Origin of the sequence: Ruminococcus flavefaciens ATCC 19208 (assembly GCF_000518765.1) — a bacterium.
GTDB lineage: Bacteria > Bacillota > Clostridia > Oscillospirales > Ruminococcaceae > Ruminococcus > Ruminococcus flavefaciens.
In genome coordinates, this window is the sequence record NZ_JAEF01000007.1 from 1 (window position 1) to 20,030 (window position 20,030).

Genomic DNA, 20,030 nt, shown 5'->3' on the forward strand with positions numbered 1-20,030 from the left:
AGAGCCTTTGGTCGCTGTTCCCAGCTTTTAAAGAACAGCGAAATAATACGAAGGCGCACCGCAAGGGTGAATTCCGAAAACAATTCACTGGATTGTTTTCGGAAGAGGGTGACTCCCCACGGGGTGGGGAGATGTCGCAGCGCGACAGAGGGGACGGACCCGATTAGGGGGTCCTGCAAGAGAGGGCGTCCCTTAACAGTTTGATACGCTCTCTTGGGGACGTCGAGGACGCCGTCCCCTACATTTCGGGCGGATAATATCCGCCCCTACACGGAACGCCGAGGGCGGCGTTCCCTACAATGGGCTAACAGGTCAAATCAAAATTCAGCAAAGCTAAATTATGATTTATCTTATTTATATTATATCATATTTTACGGCTTATGTCTATAATTAAACTGTGAAAAATGACTGAAAACTGAAATTCGATAGCACTGATTTAATGATAAACGATAAATAATTATCGTACGAAATACACAATGAGAAGCGTGAAATACAAGACGATTTATGTTTAATCATACAATAATTAATGATAAACGATAAAAAACTGTTGACAAACATAAATATCAGTGCTATTATTTAGTCACAGAAACGGAGTAACTCTATGTTCTGATAATGAACAAATACTTTACAAGGAGCGATCAATATGAACAAAACGAAAGTAGAAGCCATGATAAAGAGAAGCAGTCTTATTGTAATGATAATAGCTGCTATTGAGACAGTTCTTTCGCTGCTAATGGCGGTAATGGAATACAAAAACTCTAAAAAAATGTCTCCTGAAGTCTTTAAGATGATGTTACCGAACAGTGTAAATATGCTTTTCAATGCGTCAACATTTATTATTGAGATGGTCGTATTCTACAGGATATTCCGAAGCGGCAGACCGTTTACAAATGGCAATATAACAGCAGTCAGAGTTATAGCCGCCCTGTCACTTATCGGCAGTATCGTTATTGCATTGATAAGGCACAGTGCAGGTATGCCGTTCATATCGGCATTATCCACTTCGATCTTTTCAGTATTCGGAGCTGTAGTTTTTCTGTTCTTTGCCGAGATAATGCGCTACGGAAAGCTTCTTCAGATAGAGTCTGACGAGACTTTATGAGGTGAGCGCATATGTCGATAATCCTTAGACTTGACCGCGTAATGGCGGACAGAAAGATAAGCCTTAACGAACTCAGCGAGCGTGTTGGGGTAAGCAATGTTAATTTGTCAAAGCTGAAAACAGGCAAGGTGAGTGCTATACGCTTCTCCACACTCAATGCCATATGCAAGGCACTGAAATGCCAGCCCGGAGATATACTGGAATTCACTGACGACGAAGAATAAAAATTTTTTTAAACTCTCTGCACAATTACTCATTCCTTATGTGTGTTATATATGAAAGGAGGTCACAGCAATGAATAATGACAGTACTGCATTATACGCATTCAGAAAATACGGAAACACAGTTCTGCGCGCAGCCTTTGCGTTCAGCGGCAGCTATGCCGAGGCAGAGGATATAGTTCAGGACGTTTTCCTTTCATTACATACAACACCCCGATCCTTTAATGACGATGAACATCTTAAAGCGTGGCTTCTCAGGGTAACGATAAACAAGTGCAAAAATCTAAGAAGAAGCTTCCGATTCAGCCGCACCTGTTCTATCGACGAAATAGAGCAGTCAGAGGCTATATATGAGATAAGCACCGAAGGGCGCGAGCTTCGCCGACAGATAGCGGAGCTTCCGCATAAGTATGCCGAGGTGATATTTCTTCACTATTATGAGGGATATTCCATAAAAGAAATAGCCGAGATAATTGAAAAGAATGAAAATACAGTAGGCTCACTGTTGAGAAGAGGACGGGAAAAATTAAGAGCTGAACTTGAAAAGGAGGATGAGCCATGCAGAGAGACGATTATAAAGACGCTCTGAATGAACTTCAGCTCAGCAGTAAATTCTGCGAAGAAATGGAGAAAAAGCTTGCGGAGAGCAAGCAGATAAATGAAGATGAGTACGAAGATGTGGTAACTCACGTTGACGTAGTGAAGCCAAAAAGACATCGCGGACTTGCAGCAGCTGCGGCATTTGTTATATGTGCAGGCGCTGTGGGCGGCGGAGCTTATTATAGATACAATTCGACAAGCAACACTTTGCCTAAAGGCGAGCAGATGGTATACAATGATTATTACTGTCATTTTCCGTTTGCGACCCTTCCGATACATGATGCAGTATTTTACGTAAAAGACAGGGAGATCACTGCAACAGTAATTGCTTATGAAAGCATTGCCAAAAAGCTTCATAACTTTTTTGAGAATACCGAATGGACTGAGGAAACTGCCAATGAAAAAGGTCTTACTATTTATAATACGGTCGGTATTTCATTTTCTGTCGAAAATTATAGCATAACAATAATATCTAATGATACGGTAAAGGTATGCAAAGTAAGATATTTCGATGCAGACGGCAATGATATGGGGAATGATTGTGAATATACACCTCTGAATGGTTCTGTAAAGTATGAAAATTATGAATACGCCCTGCCCGAAGGGTCATACACAAGGCTTATTGCTCTCCTGCTTGAAAACAGAATGGATCAGTATACTGAATGTGGCATTATAAATGCAAGCTTTAAGGACGCAGCTTATCATACTCCTAAAAGTGACGGAAATGTAAGTGAGCTTCAGGCATATTCTGTTTCAGAGCTTTTTGGAACTACACCATGGAAAGAAGCGACGGACGAAATTGAAGAAGCTCCCGATGAAGATCCGATAACACTGGATGTGCAGAACGATAAGGCACGGTATAAACTCAGGCTTTATAAAGACAGTGTTTTATATATCAGCAAGATATCCCTTGACAGCGGTGAAGAGATCAAAAAAACTTACACGTGCGATGATTTAACGGTATATAACAGGCTAAGAAGTGTACTGAGCGATCTCGGAAACGGCAGATGGATAGATGTATGCCCTATAGATTTTAAATATGAAGATGCAGTTGTTTTCAGGAAAGAGAACGGTATTGAAAAAGCATATCTTGTGAATTTTGGAATGTATAACGAGCTTGCAGATTTGCTTGAAACATTTGAATGGTGCTTCTGGGGGGATATTTACATCCTTGAAATGGGTGATGACGGATATTATACATATGGACTTGACGGAGAAAAGTTAGCAGAAAGCGATGATTCCTTTAAAATAGTCATCGGTGATCAGCTTATTTTAGTAAATGATAATAATAATGTAAATATAAAGTCATCTTACAGATACAGCATAAGTGTTAATGATTATAGTACGTTAAGGTCGTTTGTAAATAATATTACCGGAAGATCTATGGAGGGTGACGAGCTGGTTGACTGGTTTATCAATAATACGGTCAATAATGAAAATGGTATATATTATCAGGAGGCTGATGCAAATTATATTAAGAATTACAAACAGAAGATGGTAAATGATATATCAGAGATACGCAATAATCTGATGTCATTTGAATGGACAAAAACGATGGGTTCGGAATTTGATAACAACGAAAACATTACCTATGGACCTTATTACGGCAGCGATATAAATATCTGCATAGATGCAAATGGAAATATGATGCTGAGTGTCGGTAACAGGCTGTATTTTTATCACACCGACGATGAACGTTTTACAGAGCTTTATGAGGGTATAAAAGCTCATTGATAAGATATATTCCCGCATTCGGATACATGATGTGGAGGATTTTGCCGGCGCATTTCTGCCTATTCGGTCAAGGCAGAGATGCGCCGGCGGTTTTATTGACAAAAGCTGTTATGAGATGTATAATCTTAGTGTGATGCGATAATGTATCGGATATGTATTTTAATGTGAGGGAATTATATGGAATTACTGTCTCTTTTAATAAAAACAGTGCTTGGCTTTTGTGCAGTTAATATATACTTGATCTCTTTGATGTATATGCATGGTCCTATGAAAGTGCTGACGGTAGTAGTTGGTATATTATTTGTATTTGTCCTTTGCGCAGTTCCGTGCAGATCCCGTGAGAGCGGCAGGCTGGGACGTATGTACCGCGGCAGCCACCTTATGAAGATATTCCTTGCAGATGCGACAGCTGAGATAGCAGGCTGTATTTATTTCGCAGTGAGCGGAAAATGGGGGCTGACAGCTACGGTAAACACTGTCATAGCATTTTTACTGCTTGCACTGATGTTTCTGGTATCAGCTGTGAGGATATACACAAGCTCTGTACAGATAGGTATAAAATGGAGAGTATTGGGCGTGATATTCGCATTTATCCCCGTAATAAACGTTATTATCCTATTTAAGATGATAAAGCTTACAGATGATGAGTACAGGATCGAATGTGACAGGCTTGCCCTTGACCGCTCGCGCGAGCAGGAAAGAGTATGCGCAACAAAATATCCGATACTCATGGTACACGGAGTATTTTTCCGCGATGTAAGGGCTTTCAATTACTGGGGAAGGATACCGAAGGCACTTGAAAAGAACGGTGCAAAGATATATTATGGCTGTCAGCAGTCAGCGGACTCTGTAGCAGGCTGTGCCGCAGAGCTGAAAGCTAAGATAGACGAGATAGTTGAAAAGGAGAAGTGCGGCAAGGTCAATATAATAGCCCATTCAAAAGGCGGACTTGATTCGAGATATGCTATCTCCATGCTGGGAGCAGGTGATAAGGTGGCAAGTCTTACTACTATAAATACTCCCCACAGAGGCTGTCAGTTCGCGGAATATCTTCTGACGAAGGTGTCCGAGGGCTTTAAAAACGGGCTTGCCGATAAGTATAACACTGCACTCAAAAAGTTAGGCGATAGTGCTCCTGACTTTATTGCGGCAGTTACTGATCTTACTGCGTCTGCCTGCGAGGAGATGAACAAGCTGTGCGAAGATGTTCAGGGCGTGTATTACCAGAGTGTGGGCTCACGGTCGGTATCGGCTATGGGCGGACGTTTCCCGTTGAATCTGTCTTATCATCTGGTGAAGTATTTCGACGGACCAAATGACGGACTTGTTTCTGTAGAGTCTATGAAGTGGGGCGAGAAATTCATTTTTGCCGAACCAAGCGGAAAAAGGGGCATAACCCACGGCGATATCATAGACCTTAACCGCGAGAATATAAAGGATTTTGATGTAAGGGAGTTTTATGTTAAGTTGGTAAGTGACCTGAAAGCAAAAGGGTTCTGAGCCGAGTCGTTAGCCATTAGCCCATTGTAGGGGCGGATATTATCCGCCCGATAATAAAGCGGCAAAGCCGTTAAATTATGATTTATGTTAAAAACAAGCCCCGAGGCATAGCCTCGGGGCTGAACTTTTATATGAGTTTATCTTATCTTTGAACCAACAGGGATACTGTCGTCAACGAAGATGACCTTAACGCCGTCAGGAGTATCAGCAGCACAGATCATGCCGTTGCTGTCAACTCCTCTGAGCTTTACAGGCTTGAGGTTCGCAATGAGCTGGAGCTTCTTGCCGATAAGGTCTTCAGGAGTGTAATACTGAGCGATACCAGATACTACCTGTCTGCCGCCCATGCCGTCATCGAGCTGCAAGCAAAGGAGCTTGTCCGACTTCTTTACCTTCTCACAGGCAACTACCTTTGCTACTCTTATCTCTACCTTAGCGAAATCATCTATAGTGATCTCGGGCTTGAGCTCTATTTTCTCAGGCTCGGCAGCATCTTCGCCCTTTTCCGCAGCGGAAAGCTTAGCCTTTGCTGCTTCCATATTCTTTGTGAGTATAGCGTTGAGTTCTTCGATTTCCTTGTCAACATCTATTCTCGGGAAGAGTATCTCTCCCTTGTGAACAGTTACGTTTGCGGGAAGTACGCCTACCTTATCAAGATTGTCGTACTCAACATCAGCAGCTGTTGCGCCTATCTGCTCCCATACCTTTGGCATAACAGTAGGCATGAAAGGTGCAAGGAGTGCAGAGGTGATACGGATAGCTTCAAGGAGATTATAGAGAACTGCTGCAAGACGAGCTTTCTTTGCCTCGTCCTTGCCCAGTTTCCACGGCTCAGTCTCATCAATGTACTTGTTAGCGCGTGAAACTACCTCAAATATAGATTCGAGTGCCTGTTTTATCTTGGTTTCGTCAACAAATCCGTCAACTACTGAACACAGACCTGTAACCGCAGACTTGAATTCGTCATCAATAGGCTCAGCCTCGCGCTCTGTGGGGAGAGTGCCGCCGAAATACTTGTCAGCCATAGCTACAGTACGTGAAACGAGGTTTCCGAAGCCGTTTGCAAGGTCTGAGTTTATACGGTTTATCATTATCTCGTTGGAGAAAAGGCTGTCTGCACCCAGAGCCATTTCGCGGAGGATATGATATCTTATGGAATCCTGCCCGTATCTTTCGCCGAGCACGAACGGGTCAACAACATTGCCGAGAGATTTGGACATTTTCTCGCTTTCGCCGTTTTTGCCTGCCATTGTTATCCAGCCGTGTACAGCAAGGTGCTTAGGAAGGGGCAGATCAAGTGCCATGAGCATTGCAGGCCAGATGATAGCGTGGAAACGCATGATGTCCTTTGCTACCATGTGAACATCGGCAGGCCAGTACTTCTCATAGTCGCTGTGAGCGGAGTTCTCATAGCCGAGGGCAGTGATATAGTTTGAAAGCGCGTCGATCCAAACGTATACAACGTGCTTCTCGTCAAAGCTTACGGGAACGCCCCATGTGAATGAAGTTCTTGAAACGCAGAGATCCTCAAGACCGGGCTTGATGAAGTTGTTTACCAGCTCAACAGCTCTTGTCTTCGGACGGAGATAATCTGTCTCAAGGAGAAGCTTCTCTATACGCTCTGCAAAGGGAGACATCTTGAAGAAGTAAGCCTCCTCCTTTGCGAACTTAACAGGTCTGTGACATTCAGGGCAGCAGCCGTGTTCGTCAAGCTGTGACTCTGTCCAGAAGCTCTCGCAGGGAGTACAGTACTTGCCCGAGTATTCGCCCTTGTAGATATAGCCCTTGTCGTAGAGAGCCTTGAATATCTTCTGAACGGCTTCAACGTGGTAATCATCTGTAGTACGGATATATCTGTCGTAGGAAATGTTCATGTATTTCCAGAGGTTCTTGAATTTATCAACTATAACGTCAACGTATTCCTTGGGAGTTACGCCTTTTTCGGCAGCCTTCTGCTCTATTTTAAGACCGTGTTCATCTGTACCTGTGAGGAACATTACGTCATAGCCCTGCATTCGCTTGTAACGGGCAATAGAATCGCAGGCAACTGTTGTATAGCAGTGACCTATGTGAGGATCGCCCGACGGATAATAAATCGGTGTGGTAATGTAAAAGGGTTTCTTTGACATAAAAATCGCTCCAATCTGAGTGTAAAAAATTCCGTTTCCGAATGAAAGAAACGGTCAGCTTTGTATTATACCATATAAGCGCAGCGCATATGGTATAATTGCCCGATTGCGGGGAGCAAATCTTCTGATTTGCGTATCTGCAAGGGCATTTAGATCAAATATAATAAATGTACAACATTTATTATACCATATAAGCGCAGCGCATATGGTATAATTGCCCGATTGCAGGGAGCAAATCTTCTGATTTGCGTATCTGCAAGGGCATTTAGATCAAATATAATAAATGTACAACATTTATTATATCATACATTTTGTACTTTGTCACGTTTTTTTATTATTAATTGCAAAAAAAGTTGTCCTGTGACTGTTGACATCAGCCATTATAAGCGTTATAATAGCAATATAGGGCTTTTTTATATCATAAGGAGGGGTTATTATGAAATTATTCAAGTTTTTTGCAGGTGCAGCAGCAGGTATGATCGCGGCAGCTTCTCTGAGCGCAGCCATGAGTGCAGGCGCAGCTGAGATAGCCAATGTCAGCTTCGGCGACCCTACAGGCGACGGCATTATAGATGCTATCGACGCTTCATATATACTCAGCTTGTATGCTGATGTTTCCGTAGGTAACGGAGAGATAACAGATGAACTGATGGCTATATGTGATGTAGACAAGGACGGCAAGGTCAATTCTCTTGATGCTTCACTTATACTTTCATATTACGCAAACCAGTCCATAAGTGATACAGAGGTATCGTTAGAGACATTTATTGGAGAACTCTGCAATAAGGCTGTTTCATGGTGGGACGAAAACGCAAAAGATTTTGTACTTGATCCTGCATTGTCATGGGAATGGGGCTCTTTCTTTGATTTTGACAGTCCGTGGGGCAGCTTTAGTTCCGGGTCATTTAGTGACGAAGACGGACAGGAAGTTACAGAAGAAGGAACGACTCCTTCTGATGACGACTATGTAAGCAAGACAGACAGCAGATACTGCTTCTGGCTGGACATATCAAAGAATAAGGACTTTGTATTCAACGATGATTTCATAGAGGTATGCTTCAGGCTCAAGGACAATATCCCCGAGAAAGACTATGCTGTAAGATTCAGCACTGATTTCTCAACTGTTTTTGGTAATTCTCTTGTGCCTGATAAGGTAATACAGGGTAATATCAGAGTAGGCGGAGATATCGAGCCTCAGGACGTTTCATCAGAAACAGGCTTCGTTGCTTACGGTGACAATGTTTCCGCAAAGCCGGGTGAGAAAGTACGCTATCGCATAAACCTCAAGAACAATCCGGGTATGGCTGCTATGCTCGTATGGGTATACTTTGATTCAAATGCTATGGAAGTTGAGGAAATAATCCCGTCAGGTGAATTTGCTGAATTTGCTGATACTGCTTCTACAGGCGAAAAGCCAAAGAACTAAAGATCTGTTAAAGCTCCCGATAACCGTGGTGCTGAAATAGAAGTTTATATTGATTTATTGAGGGAGCCCTTTCTGAGGAAAGGGCTCCCTTTTTCATAAGGTGACTCTCAATGATCGGCATAAAAATATCTATTAAATTATTGCATTAATAAGGCTTTTTTAATTGTTTTAGTTATTTAATATATAATCTATTGACATTATAATATTCAATTTATATAATATAGATAGAAGAATATTGATAAATCATAAGGGGGTATGATTATGAATATTAAAAGATTTCTGACAGGTGTAGTTGCAGCAGCGGGTGTATTTACATTATGCGCTCCATTAGCGGCCAAAGCCGAAGCTTCAAATGATGAATATGTTGATAATGATGACTTTCCGCTTATCTCATACCAGATATTTGACGATCATGTTGAAGTTGTCAAGAATCCGAAGGTAAAAGAACTTGAGGATATTATTCTCAATGGAGTTGCAGAACAAGTGGAAAAAGCACAAGCTGAACTGAACAGTTTGCTTGCTGCTATTTCAAATTATGATATTGTTATAAAAGACACGGTAAACGGTCTGCCTGTAACGGGAATAGCTTATCAGTGCTTTTATGGCGATGAAAAAATAAAATCCATTGTTTTGCCTGATACCATAACTAAAATAGCGGGAAGCGCTTTTGAGAAGTGCTCAGAGCTGGTGTCTATCACTATAAAGAATCCTGATTGTAATTTAGTAACGGGAGTTTATTATTCCATATCCAATGACACTGAAAGGGTTGAATGGAAGGAAGGCAAAAAGCGTTATTCAAAATACGTCCCATCATTCAGCGGTACTATATACGGCTATGAAGACTCTACAGCACAGGCATATGCTGACAAATACGATTTCAATTTTGAGATCCTGAAAGACGAAACCAATATGGTAAAGCTCGGCGATGTCAACGGTGACGGCAGGATAGATTCTGTAGATGCATCGAATATACTTGCTTCTTATGCAGTCTTTTCAACAGGACAGGCTTCACCTACAACTAAGGAGCTTGCTTCAAGCGATGTGAATTCCGACGGAAAGGTCGATTCCATTGATGCTTCAAAAGTTCTTTCGTATTATGCTTATGTTTCTTCAAACGGAACTCTCGCTCTTGTCGATTACTTAAAGAAATAACAAGAAAAGCCCTCATTCGAGGGCTTTTTCCATAATATACGAAATTTTGCAAAAATACCCGATATGTAATCTTATGTAACAGTTTTTTTACTTGACATATATTTCCTTTTGACTTATAATGATAACAGAATTACTTTTGACCATTCTACCTATCTTACAGGAGGGATATTATGATATGCAAAAAATGCGGAAGCGAGCTTCCTGAGGACGCTCTGTTCTGTACAGAGTGCGGAGCATCGCTTGCAGAAGAAAAAGACGGAGAACTCAATGCCGTATCTGTCGATAATGATACGGACAACGAAAAAACTTCCATTTTACCACATCTTGAAAAAGTAATAGCTGACAACGAGGAGACGCTCAGTCTCACACAGGAGCAGGTGCAGCTTCTCAATGACGAGCCAACGGAGATACTCAGCACTACCGAGAAGATAGATATCCCCGAGCCTTCTCCTATTCCGGAGCCATCACCGATACCGCCTGCTGAGACAAGCTTTGAGAAGCCTGCTGAGTTTCCGAAGCAGGAAGCTCCAGCACCTGAGATAAGTGCTCCCGAAAGCTTCAACGACAACAGCGATACCATGAAGATACCCGTACAGCCTGAGCCTTACAGCCCGAGCAATGTACATAACGATAAGTTTGCAGGTGAGCAGAAGTACAGCATCAATGATAATAACAGCGTACAGCCTCCTGTGAATGATATACCGCAGTATCAGCCTCAGCCGCAGGAGCAGCCTGCTGAGCCTGCACCTGCACCCATGCCTGTTCAGGAGAACAAGCCGAAGGCGCGTAAAAAAGTCGGCGGCGGACGTATTTTCGGAGCATCTTTAGTAACTATATTCACTATCGTTTTCCTTATGCTTTTCAGTCTGCTCATTGCAGTAAAGCTTGGAGCCAACGGAAATATGATAAGAAAAAGAGCAATAAAGCTCAATGGTGAAACAGTTCTTACCGCTCAGTATGACGGCAAGGAGCTGTCAAAGACCTTCTATGATTCTATGGGCTTCAGAACTGCAACAAGAGGAAATGCCGATGAAGCAGGCTTCAAGAGATATATGCTCAACACCGATTTCCGTGAGTATATGGGCAGGATTGCTGACAATTACATCGACTTCATAATGGACGGTGAGGGAAGTGATCCTTCACTTACTTCCGATGACTTTGTAAACGACTTTATTAAGGTCAATAAAGGCGCAGCAGTAAAAGAATTTGATTATGAATTTGAAGAAAATGACTATGAACTCATTGCCAAAAATCTTGACAAGGACAATTTCACAGACTCTCTCAGCGTAAGAGAGTGGAACAGAAAGCTTGGTTTCCACGTAGATAAGCTCAGCTTCCTTTTCTCATACATCACAATAGGCATAATCGCTGCATTCTTCCTGCTTTTCCTCATATGGATCGCAGCAATAGTTGACAGACGAGTAAAGCACGTTACAGGATTTTTCGGATTTATCTTCACATTTACAGGAGCACTTCTTACTCTTGGCGGACTTACGATATTTATCGGTTCGGCAATGGGCTTTACATTCACACATAATGTAGGATATTATCTCGCAGAAAATCTGCTCCTGCCATTCACTGTGCTGGTAATCGCAATAGGAGTTGCCGAGCTGTTTATCGGATTTATATTCAGAAAGACATACCTTGGTATAAGGAGAAGAGCAAAGAAAAACGCTGCGGCAGCCGCTGCAAATGCTGCACAGTAAAAACAGCGTTTCACAAGTACATTACTTATACAGAAGTTTATACTGATTATTGAGAGAACCCCTTTTGAAAAAGGGAGCCCTCTGACGGAGGCGCGCCCCTTTGTCACTGCGTGACATCTCCCCGCACTGCGGGGAGTCACTCTCAAACTCTCTCCCGAAAACTTCTGTTTTTATTTTTTCTCGGATAGGGCGCGACCTGTATATTTACAGGTCTTTTTTATTGCTTGTACGCGCCCTATCCGAGAAAAAATCAGATAAAAGTCTTTGGAAAGGGGTTCGGGGGAAAACCTTTCCTCAGAAAGGGTTCCCCCGATAAATTAATGTAAGCTTCTGTATGTGTGACATACTTGCAAAGCGCAGTTTTGTCATTTATAGCATAAAAAAACAATGAAAATTTGTATTAAACGATAGTTGATACTTAATATGAAATGTGTTATAATACGTTATGAACGAATTATTAACGGAGGAATATTATGAAAGCAGGTATCATAGACAGTCCGAATAAATTCGGATTTTGGGAATCTTCCATAGGCGAAACAATGGATTTTATAGTTGCAGCTGATATAAGTGAGCTTTCCGAGTGTGATGTACTGCTTATTTCAGAAGAATACTGCGGAGGCGCTATAGGGACGGTAATGGAGAATATCCGTGCTTCCGAAAAGCTTTGCAGGATACCTGCGGCTGCGGTAACTTATGAGAGAAGCTGTGAGGATCAGGAGATACTTTTCGGACTTGGCTTTGATGATATCATACTTCTTCCTGCCTGCCCTCAGCTTTTGCAGCGCAGGGTGATTTCGCTTGCAGGAACGTCATCGTCATACTCCTCTGACAGGCACATAAGCCTCGACAGCCTTATGAGAATGAAAGACGCTGAATGCGGAGCTTATTATGTATGCACAGATGATTTTGAAAATATATACAGGTTCGTTCGCAGGATACTTGAGCGCACTAAAAAGAATGCTCAGGTGCTTGTGCTGACTCTTGAGGGCAGCAGAAGCTGCGATACGCTTTCATGCAGGAACGAGATAGGTACGCTTTCTCATGCGGTAAAGCTTTGTCTGAGGCGCGGAGATATGGCTACAGTGTGCGGAGACAACCGAATGCTGGTATTGCTGATAGGCGCTGATGACGAGGGCGGACATCTTGTTGCAAACCGTATAGTCAGCAGCTTTTACAGCGAGTGTGATGATTCCGACCTTGAGCTGACATATGATATCCGTGCAGTCAGAGCATAATGAAAAAGCGAAAGCTTCCTTTTGAAAGGAAGCTTTTCTGATGTTGAGATTTCTCTTGCTATTTTTTATTTATTGCTGTATAATTGTAATGTAGAACGTTTCTTAACTGAAGTCAGGAGGAATGATATGAAAAAGATAAGGATTTTTGCCGTATTATCGACAGCAGTTATAACAGCGGCAACTTTTTGCGGCTGCGGAGACAATAACGATGCAAAATATATCGAAGAACCTGTTATCACTATAGTAACAACAGAAAACAAAAACGTTAGATCTACCACAAAAGCTCCTGAAACAACTGTTACAACCGCAAAGGAGCAGAAAAATAAAAAAACTGCATCAACAAAGGCAGAAACAACCGAAAAAGTTACTTCTAAAAATAAAAAGAACAATAAGTCGGATAAAAAGACTACTTCCGCTGAAACTGAAAATGTTACTACGGAAACAGAGTCTGTATTCCAAAGCGATGACGGTACATATGTAGAGTATCATTTCCGCAGTGCAAAGCTTCTGAACCAGCATTTCGAGAAGCACGGCGCGGAGTTCGACGGCGATTTCAACTACGAGACCGCAAAGGAATACGAAAAGGGCGCCAGCGATGTTATCAATAATTCCGAGGCGCTTCATAAGACCGAAGCCGAGGACGGCGACGGAGTTTACTATATAGAAGATACAAATGAATTTGTTATTCTTTCCACAGACGGGTATATAAGGACTTATTTCCGCCCCAACGGTGGGATAGATTATTATAACAGACAATGAACGAAGGGAGCGGCTTTAAATGAAAAAAGCGGCAGCAGCAGTAATTTCAGTACTGACAGCGGCAGCTATGTGCAGTTGTTCGGGGAAAGGTTCAAAAAGCAATAGAGCTGATGAAAAGGAAAGACCTGCATCGTGGTCAGTGGAACAGCGCACACTTGACGATGTGACTCCGCGCAGCGGCGAAACACAGGTATTTGTAAAGCGTGACGAGGAAGGCGATGACATAATATATATCATACAGGGCATTCTCAGTCCCGATCCGGTAAATGACAAGGACGATGCCCTTGACGTTATAGCTTCGTATTCCGAGGTAATGGGCTTTAATGATGTATATTCCGAGCTTCAGTTCCATAGTACGATAGAGTATGGCAGCAATGTGGATTATATATTCGACCAGTACTGCGACAACATGAAGGCAGGCTCGGTGGAGCTTACTGTAAGCCGCATGGACGGCAATAAAGCAGAGGTGCTCAGTAGCGATTATATGGATCTCTGGGGCTTCAATACCAAGCCAAAGGTAAGCGAAGCAGAAGCAATAAAGTGTGCAGAATCAAAATATAAAGTAAAGAAAGGCACTAAGGCTGAGCTGCAAATACTCAGCGGACCTGTGCTTGCGTGGTTTGTGCCCGTATCCGATGATAATGTCAGTGAAGTGTACATAGACGCGAATAACGGCGATATAGTGCAGGTAAACAGATCAGTGAGCTGAAAGATAAAGAAAAAGGGGATACATTCCTTACGGAACATATCCCTTTTGCTTTGTTATTAACTTTTTATCTTACTTAACAATGAACTTGTCGATCTCTTTAAGGAACTTATCAGCATCATCTGTGTGCGCATTAAGCTGGATTGGCTTTGAGAGGTCGAGGCTGAAGATACCCATGATAGACTTAGCGTCTATAGCGTATCTACCGGAAACGAGGTCAATATCGAAATCATACTTCATAACGATGTTGACGAATTCCTTTACGTCGTTGATTGCCTGAAGATTAACAGTTGTTTTAGTCATACTATACCTCCTATTTCAGATGTCTGGGTTGTGGTTTTTTTTCTTGTTTATTTCTTTTTCTGCGGCTTTTCCCTTCCGCAAATATATAATAGCACTAAAAAAGCGCGGTGTCAAGCCGCTTTCTGAATTTTCGTCATAATGGTGCAATAGATTGATACAGAAATAGCAATTTTTATTGATAGCAGATAACTATTAACAGTGCATAAAAACATAAAGTAATAATTGTGCAAACTATACACACAGCAGAATGTGCATTTTTTATGAACTTAGGGTGAAATATGTATAAAGTATATTTTATAACTTTTGGCTGTAAGGTCAATCACTATGAAACAGAGTGTATGAAGTTGCTTTTTCGTGAAGCTGATTTTGAAATAACCGATATTCCCGATGATGCTGACGCAGTTGTGATAAATTCATGTACTGTGACTTCCTCGGGTGACAGCCGTGCCATTACGGCGCTGAGAAAGACCCGTGCTGCGCTTCCTCATGCGGTCATAGCTCTTACGGGGTGCTATCCGCAGGCAAACAGGGAAGAAGCCGAGAAGCTTTCCGAGGCTGATATTATCGCAGGAACCAAGTTTCGCAGCCATATAGTTGGCATGGTGAAGAACTGCCTTGAGACACGGTCACACATGGTGGAGATAGAGGACTACGGCTCTGACGATGTGTTCGAGCCGCTTAAATGCACTCGTTTCGACAACAATACCCGTGCATTTGTGAAGATACAGGACGGCTGCAACCAGTTCTGCTCATACTGCATGATACCATATGCAAGAGGCCGCTGCCGCTCGAAAGCTCCCGAGGTTCTGCGGGACGAGGTAAGAGCCATAGCTGAGAGCGGCAAGAAGGAGATAGTCCTTTCGGGTATAAATCTTGCGTTTTATGGCAGAGAATGGGGACTTGATCTTGCCGATGCTGCTGAGATATGCGCGGCTCAGGACGGCATAGAGCGTATAAGGCTCGGCTCCTTAGAGCCTGAGATGATGTCGGAGGAGCTGCTCATGAGGCTGAAAGCCCTGCCACAGTTCTGTCCGCAGTTCCATTTGTCCTTGCAAAGCGGCTGTGAGCGTACTCTCAAAGCTATGAACCGCAAATATACCGCTGCGGAGTACCTTGCGCTTACTGAGCGTATCCGCAGTATCTTCCCCGACTGCTCATTCACTACGGACGTAATGGTGGGATTTCCGCAGGAAACAGACGAGGATCATGCAGAGTCCGTGGAGTTCATACGCAGGGTAGGCTTTGCGAAAGTCCATGTGTTCAGATATTCGAGGAGAAAGGGCACAAGAGCCGACAAAATGAGCGGACAGGTACCCGAGAGCGTCAAGACTGTAAGGTGGCAGGAAATGACTGCCGCAGCAGACGAAACGAGGGAAAAATACCTTAGCTCATTGGTAGGCAAAACAGTACCTGTGCTGTTCGAGCGTGAAAATTCTACAGAATTTCACCGCGGATATGCACCTGATTATACACAAATAAAGATTTCACGAAAAAATCCCGAAAAAAGTTTGCGTAATCAGATAATAAGTGTTATAATAGAAGAGTATGGTCACGACTTCTGCTTTGGCAGAGCCATTGATGAACTTTAGAAATTCGGAATGCGGAATTAATTGTATCGGCTTCGCCGATAAAATCGGAAAAGTGGCTTTTTAAATCCGTCGCCGTAAGGCGACACCTCAATTCTTAATTCCTAATTCCTAATTCTTAATTAAATTTGAAGGGAGACTGAATTATGTCCGTATTCAGAATTTACGTTGAAAAGAAGCCTGAATTTGCTGTAGAAGCTCAGTCTGTGCTCAGCGATATAAAAACTGCACTCAGACTAAACATTTCAGGAGTACGTATCCTTAACAGATACGACGCAGATAAACTCAGTGAGGAGGATTTCAAGGCAGCAATAAACACTGTATTCTCAGAGCCTGCCGTTGACGTTGTATATGACGAGCTCCCACAGGTAGGAGAGACTGACAGGATATTCGCTGTTGAGTACCTTCCCGGACAGTTCGACCAGAGAGCCGACAGCTGTGAGCAGTGTATCCAGATACTTCGTCAGGGAGAGCGCTGCCGCGTAAGAAATGCACGTATATATATAATCTCAGGCATCATCAGCGATGATGATTTCGCAAAGCTCAAGTCTTATATCATCAACCCTGTTGAGAGCCGTGAGGCATCACTGGAAACAGTAAAGACTCTCGATACAAATTACGATATCCCTACAACAGTTGAGGAGCTGGAAGGCTTCATCAACCTCAATGCACTGGGACTCCATGCATTCGTTGACAAGTTCGGTCTTGCTATGGACTATGATGATATCAAGTTCTGTCAGGACTATTTCCGCAATGAGGAAAAGCGTAATCCTACTATCACAGAGATTCGTATGATAGATACTTACTGGTCTGACCACTGCCGTCACACCACATTCCTCACAAATGTTGAGAACGTAAAGATAAATACTCCTTATATAAAAGATACATATGATATGTACATCAATGTACGTGAAGAGCTGGGCAGAACGGACAAGCCCATTACTCTTATGGATCTCGGCACTATCGCTGCCAAGAAGCTTAAGGCTGACGGAAAGCTCCCCGACCTTGACGAGAGCGAAGAGATCAATGCCTGCTCAGTAAAGATAAAGGTAGACATCGACGGCGAGCTTGAGGACTGGATACTCATGTTCAAGAACGAGACCCACAACCACCCCACAGAGATAGAGCCTTTCGGCGGTGCAGCTACCTGCCTCGGCGGTGCTATCCGTGATCCGCTTTCAGGACGTTCATATGTATATCAGGCAATGCGTGTAACAGGTGCGGCAAATCCGCTGGTACCCGTTGAAGATACTATCGCAGGCAAGCTCCCACAGAGAAAGATCACTCTCGGAGCTGCAAACGGCTACAGCTCATACGGCAACCAGATAGGTCTTGCAACAGGCCATGTTGCTGAGGTTTACCACCCCGGCTATGTTGCAAAGCGTATGGAGATAGGCGCAGTTCTCGGTGCTGCTCCTGCTGAGAATATCCGCAGAGAAAGACCTGTACCGGGAGATATCGTTATCCTCCTCGGCGGCAAGACAGGCCGTGACGGCTGCGGCGGTGCAACAGGCTCATCAAAGTCACATACTTTAGAGTCACTTGAACACTGCGGTGCAGAGGTACAGAAGGGTAATCCGCCTGAGGAGAGAAAGCTCCAGAGACTGTTCCGCAATCCTGAGGTAACAAAGATGATAAAGCGCTGCAACGACTTCGGTGCAGGCGGTGTATCCGTTGCTATCGGTGAGCTCACAGACGGACTTGTAATCAACCTTAACGCAGTACCAAAGAAGTACGACGGTCTTGACGGTACTGAAATAGCTATTTCCGAGTCACAGGAGAGAATGGCAGTTGTCATCGCTCCCGAGGATCTTGATAAATTCCTTGAAGAGGCTGCAAAGGAGAACCTCGAAGCAACACTCGTAGCAGACGTTGTTGAAGAGCCTCGTCTTAAAATGGTATGGAACGGCAACACTATCGTTGACCTGTCCCGTGAGTTCCTTAACTCAAACGGTGCTCCGAAGTTCACAGATATCGAAGTTGAAGCTCCTCTTCCACGCGCTGAGGAAGAGATCGCAGACAAGGCTGAGTCATGGACACAGCTTATGTCAAACCTCAATGTATGCTCACAGAAGGGACTTATCGAAAAGTTCGACTCAACTATCGGTGCAGGCACAGTCCTCATGCCTTTCGGCGGCGTATATCAGATGACACCTTCACAGGCTATGGCTGCAAAGATACCTGTACTCAAGGGCGAGACAAATACCTGCTCACTTATGGGCTGGGGCTATAACCCTGATATATCCGAAAAATCACCTTATCACGGTGCAATGCTTGCAGTTATCGAGTCTATCGCTAAGGTAGTCGCAGCAGGCGGTACATATAAGAAGTGCTGGCTCACATTCCAGGAATACTTCGAGAGAACACAGAATGATCCTCTCCGCTGGGGCAAGCCTATGGCAGCTCTTCTCGGTGCATTCAAGGCACAGCTTGAACTTTCATGCGGTTCTATCGGCGGTAAGGACTCAATGTCAGGTACATTCGAGAATATCGACGTACCTCCTACACTTGTTTCCTTCGCAGTATCAACTGCAATGGCAGACAAGATAGTTTCTACAGAATTCAAGAGCGCAGGAAATACTGTTATCTCCATCGTTCCGGAGTATGACGAGAACGGACTTCCTAAGTTCGACAGCATAAAGGCTTGCTTCGACAAGGTAGAGAAGATAATTGCCGATGACCGTGCAAATGCTATATGGACAAACGGCTACGGCGGATTTGCAGAGGGTATCGCAAAGATGTGCTTCGGCAACAAGATAGGTTTCGAGTTCACATCATATCTCAGCAGCAATGAGCTCTTCAAGCCTTGCTACGGCGCATTCATCATCGAGCTCAAGGGCGATGCAAAGAGCGATGAGAACGTTATCGGTAAGACTATTTCCGATTACAAGATCATCTGCCGCGATTATACTCTCAGCCTTGACAATCTCCAGAGAATATGGGAAGCAAAGCTCGAGCCTGTATTCCCATGCCGCATAAAGACTACAGATACAACTCCTCAGACATATTCTTCACCTAACCGTATTCAGCTTTCAGCTTCTACAAAGATAGCAAAGCCGAGAGTTCTTATCCCTGTATTTCCCGGTACTAACTGCGAATACGATACTGCAAGAGCTTTCGAGAAGGCAGGTGCAAAGCCTGAGGTAGTAGTTATCCGCAACCTGTCCGCAGGCGATATCGAGGAGAGCGTAAGATACTTCGAGAACGCAGTAAGACGCTCCGAGATAATCATGATCCCAGGCGGATTCAGCGGCGGTGACGAGCCTGAGGGAAGCGGTAAGTTCATCACAGCGTTCTTCCGCAATCCTAAGATAAAGGACGCTGTTCACGACCTCCTCAAGAACCGTGACGGACTTATGCTTGGTATCTGCAATGGCTTCCAGGCACTTATCAAGCTTGGACTTGTTCCATACGGCGAGATAATCGACATGGCTGACGATGCACCTACACTTACATTCAATACTATCAACCGCCACCAGTCAATGATGGTAAATACACGTATCGCTTCCAACAAGAGCCCTTGGCTCTATGGCTGCGAAGTAGGCGATATACATACAGTAGCTATCTCACACGGTGAGGGACGCTTCGTAGCTCCTGCAAGCCTTATACAGCAGCTTGCAAAGAACGGTCAGATAGCTACACAGTACGTTGATCTTGACGGCAATCCTACAATGGATATCCGCTACAATCCGAATACCTCTATCGAGGCTATCGAGGGTATCACTTCACCTGACGGAAGAGTATTCGGTAAAATGGGACACTCTGAGCGTAAGGGCAGCTACATCTGCAAGAACGTTGAGGGTGAAAAGGATCAGAAGATCTTCGAGAGCGGCGTTAAATACTTTACATGATGATATGACCATAGGGGGAA

15 protein-coding genes are annotated in these 20,030 nt (G+C 43.6%); 13 read left to right on the forward strand and 2 right to left on the reverse strand.

The genetic code is table 11. The features are described from left to right. Positions 1-643 precede the first annotated feature (643 nt). The 5 genes from L870_RS0102230 (at position 644) to L870_RS0102250 (ending at position 5,157) form a co-directional block, all read left to right on the forward strand. The gene (locus tag L870_RS0102230) at positions 644-1,102 is read left to right on the forward strand and encodes a DUF2975 domain-containing protein (RefSeq protein ID WP_028516744.1); all 459 of its coding nucleotides are present in this window, start codon (positions 644-646) and stop codon (positions 1,100-1,102) included. 11 nt (positions 1,103-1,113) lie between these two features. Continuing rightward, positions 1,114-1,326 (forward strand): helix-turn-helix domain-containing protein, encoded by a 213-nt coding sequence (locus L870_RS0102235; protein ID WP_028516745.1) that lies wholly within the window; start codon positions 1,114-1,116, stop codon positions 1,324-1,326. 70 nt (positions 1,327-1,396) lie between these two features. After that, the gene (locus tag L870_RS16340; protein ID WP_037270935.1) at positions 1,397-1,912 is read left to right on the forward strand and encodes an RNA polymerase sigma factor; all 516 of its coding nucleotides are present in this window, start codon (positions 1,397-1,399) and stop codon (positions 1,910-1,912) included. Then, positions 1,882-3,657 (forward strand): hypothetical protein, encoded by a 1,776-nt coding sequence (locus tag L870_RS0102245; RefSeq protein WP_028516746.1) that lies wholly within the window; start codon positions 1,882-1,884, stop codon positions 3,655-3,657. Before L870_RS16340 ends, L870_RS0102245 begins: the two co-directional genes overlap by 31 nt. A 177-nt stretch (positions 3,658-3,834) precedes the next feature. Then, positions 3,835-5,157 (forward strand): esterase/lipase family protein, encoded by a 1,323-nt coding sequence (locus L870_RS0102250; RefSeq protein ID WP_028516747.1) that lies wholly within the window; start codon positions 3,835-3,837, stop codon positions 5,155-5,157. Positions 5,158-5,294: 137 nt separating this feature from the next. On the opposite strand, the gene metG is transcribed toward L870_RS0102250, so the two are convergent. Further along, complete coding sequence (gene metG / locus L870_RS0102255) at positions 5,295-7,286, reverse strand: methionine--tRNA ligase (protein WP_028516748.1); 1,992 nt, start codon at positions 7,284-7,286, stop codon at positions 5,295-5,297. Positions 7,287-7,722: 436 nt separating this feature from the next. Between metG and L870_RS0102260 the strand changes: the two genes are divergently transcribed. The 6 genes from L870_RS0102260 (at position 7,723) to L870_RS0102285 (ending at position 14,273) form a co-directional block, all read left to right on the forward strand. Continuing rightward, on the forward strand, positions 7,723-8,712 hold the full coding sequence (locus tag L870_RS0102260; RefSeq protein WP_028516749.1) for a dockerin type I domain-containing protein: 990 nt from the start codon (positions 7,723-7,725) through the stop codon (positions 8,710-8,712). A 261-nt stretch (positions 8,713-8,973) separates the two neighbouring features. Next, positions 8,974-9,864 (forward strand): dockerin type I domain-containing protein, encoded by an 891-nt coding sequence (locus L870_RS0102265; protein WP_028516750.1) that lies wholly within the window; start codon positions 8,974-8,976, stop codon positions 9,862-9,864. Between the two features lie 170 nt (positions 9,865-10,034). Further along, a complete protein-coding gene (locus tag L870_RS16345) occupies positions 10,035-11,570 on the forward strand; it encodes a zinc ribbon domain-containing protein (RefSeq protein WP_037270938.1) in 1,536 nt (511 codons plus the stop codon). Positions 11,571-12,043: 473 nt separating this feature from the next. After that, the gene (locus tag L870_RS0102275; RefSeq protein WP_028516751.1) at positions 12,044-12,805 is read left to right on the forward strand and encodes a hypothetical protein; all 762 of its coding nucleotides are present in this window, start codon (positions 12,044-12,046) and stop codon (positions 12,803-12,805) included. A 126-nt stretch (positions 12,806-12,931) separates the two neighbouring features. Further along, positions 12,932-13,564: a hypothetical protein gene (locus tag L870_RS16350; protein WP_051411352.1), complete on the forward strand. Its 633-nt coding sequence runs from the start codon at positions 12,932-12,934 to the stop codon at positions 13,562-13,564. Positions 13,565-13,583: 19 nt separating this feature from the next. Beyond that, on the forward strand, positions 13,584-14,273 hold the full coding sequence (locus L870_RS0102285) for a PepSY domain-containing protein (RefSeq protein WP_028516752.1): 690 nt from the start codon (positions 13,584-13,586) through the stop codon (positions 14,271-14,273). Positions 14,274-14,342: 69 nt separating this feature from the next. Here the strand turns inward: L870_RS0102285 and L870_RS0102290 are convergent, their stop codons facing one another. Then, positions 14,343-14,573, reverse strand: a complete 231-nt coding sequence (locus L870_RS0102290) for an HPr family phosphocarrier protein (protein ID WP_019680953.1) — start codon at positions 14,571-14,573, stop codon at positions 14,343-14,345. A 278-nt stretch (positions 14,574-14,851) separates the two neighbouring features. On the opposite strand from L870_RS0102290, the gene mtaB reads away from it, so the two are divergent. Next, positions 14,852-16,162, forward strand: coding sequence for a tRNA (N(6)-L-threonylcarbamoyladenosine(37)-C(2))-methylthiotransferase MtaB (gene mtaB / locus L870_RS0102295; protein ID WP_028516753.1), 1,311 nt, complete (start codon positions 14,852-14,854; stop codon positions 16,160-16,162). Positions 16,163-16,305: 143 nt separating this feature from the next. After that, positions 16,306-20,010 (forward strand): phosphoribosylformylglycinamidine synthase, encoded by a 3,705-nt coding sequence (locus tag L870_RS0102300; protein ID WP_028516754.1) that lies wholly within the window; start codon positions 16,306-16,308, stop codon positions 20,008-20,010. The last annotated feature ends 20 nt before the right edge of the window (positions 20,011-20,030 follow it).

Bases quoted from the DNA above. Each gene is read 5' to 3' on its own strand.
- L870_RS0102245 (WP_028516746.1), top strand. From the start codon at position 1,882: ATGCAGAGAGACGATTATAAAGACGCTCTGAATGAACTTCAGCTCAGC.
- L870_RS0102300 (WP_028516754.1), top strand. From the start codon at position 16,306: ATGTCCGTATTCAGAATTTACGTTGAAAAGAAGCCTGAATTTGCTGTA.
- L870_RS0102250 (WP_028516747.1), top strand. From the start codon at position 3,835: ATGGAATTACTGTCTCTTTTAATAAAAACAGTGCTTGGCTTTTGTGCA.
- L870_RS0102285 (WP_028516752.1), top strand. From the start codon at position 13,584: ATGAAAAAAGCGGCAGCAGCAGTAATTTCAGTACTGACAGCGGCAGCT.
- L870_RS0102260 (WP_028516749.1), top strand. From the start codon at position 7,723: ATGAAATTATTCAAGTTTTTTGCAGGTGCAGCAGCAGGTATGATCGCG.
- L870_RS0102265 (WP_028516750.1), top strand. From the start codon at position 8,974: ATGAATATTAAAAGATTTCTGACAGGTGTAGTTGCAGCAGCGGGTGTA.
- L870_RS0102275 (WP_028516751.1), top strand. From the start codon at position 12,044: ATGAAAGCAGGTATCATAGACAGTCCGAATAAATTCGGATTTTGGGAA.
- L870_RS0102235 (WP_028516745.1), top strand. From the start codon at position 1,114: ATGTCGATAATCCTTAGACTTGACCGCGTAATGGCGGACAGAAAGATA.
- metG (WP_028516748.1), bottom strand. From the start codon at position 7,286: ATGTCAAAGAAACCCTTTTACATTACCACACCGATTTATTATCCGTCG.
- L870_RS16350 (WP_051411352.1), top strand. From the start codon at position 12,932: ATGAAAAAGATAAGGATTTTTGCCGTATTATCGACAGCAGTTATAACA.
- L870_RS16345 (WP_037270938.1), top strand. From the start codon at position 10,035: ATGATATGCAAAAAATGCGGAAGCGAGCTTCCTGAGGACGCTCTGTTC.
- L870_RS16340 (WP_037270935.1), top strand. From the start codon at position 1,397: ATGAATAATGACAGTACTGCATTATACGCATTCAGAAAATACGGAAAC.
- L870_RS0102290 (WP_019680953.1), bottom strand. From the start codon at position 14,573: ATGACTAAAACAACTGTTAATCTTCAGGCAATCAACGACGTAAAGGAA.
- mtaB (WP_028516753.1), top strand. From the start codon at position 14,852: ATGTATAAAGTATATTTTATAACTTTTGGCTGTAAGGTCAATCACTAT.
- L870_RS0102230 (WP_028516744.1), top strand. From the start codon at position 644: ATGAACAAAACGAAAGTAGAAGCCATGATAAAGAGAAGCAGTCTTATT.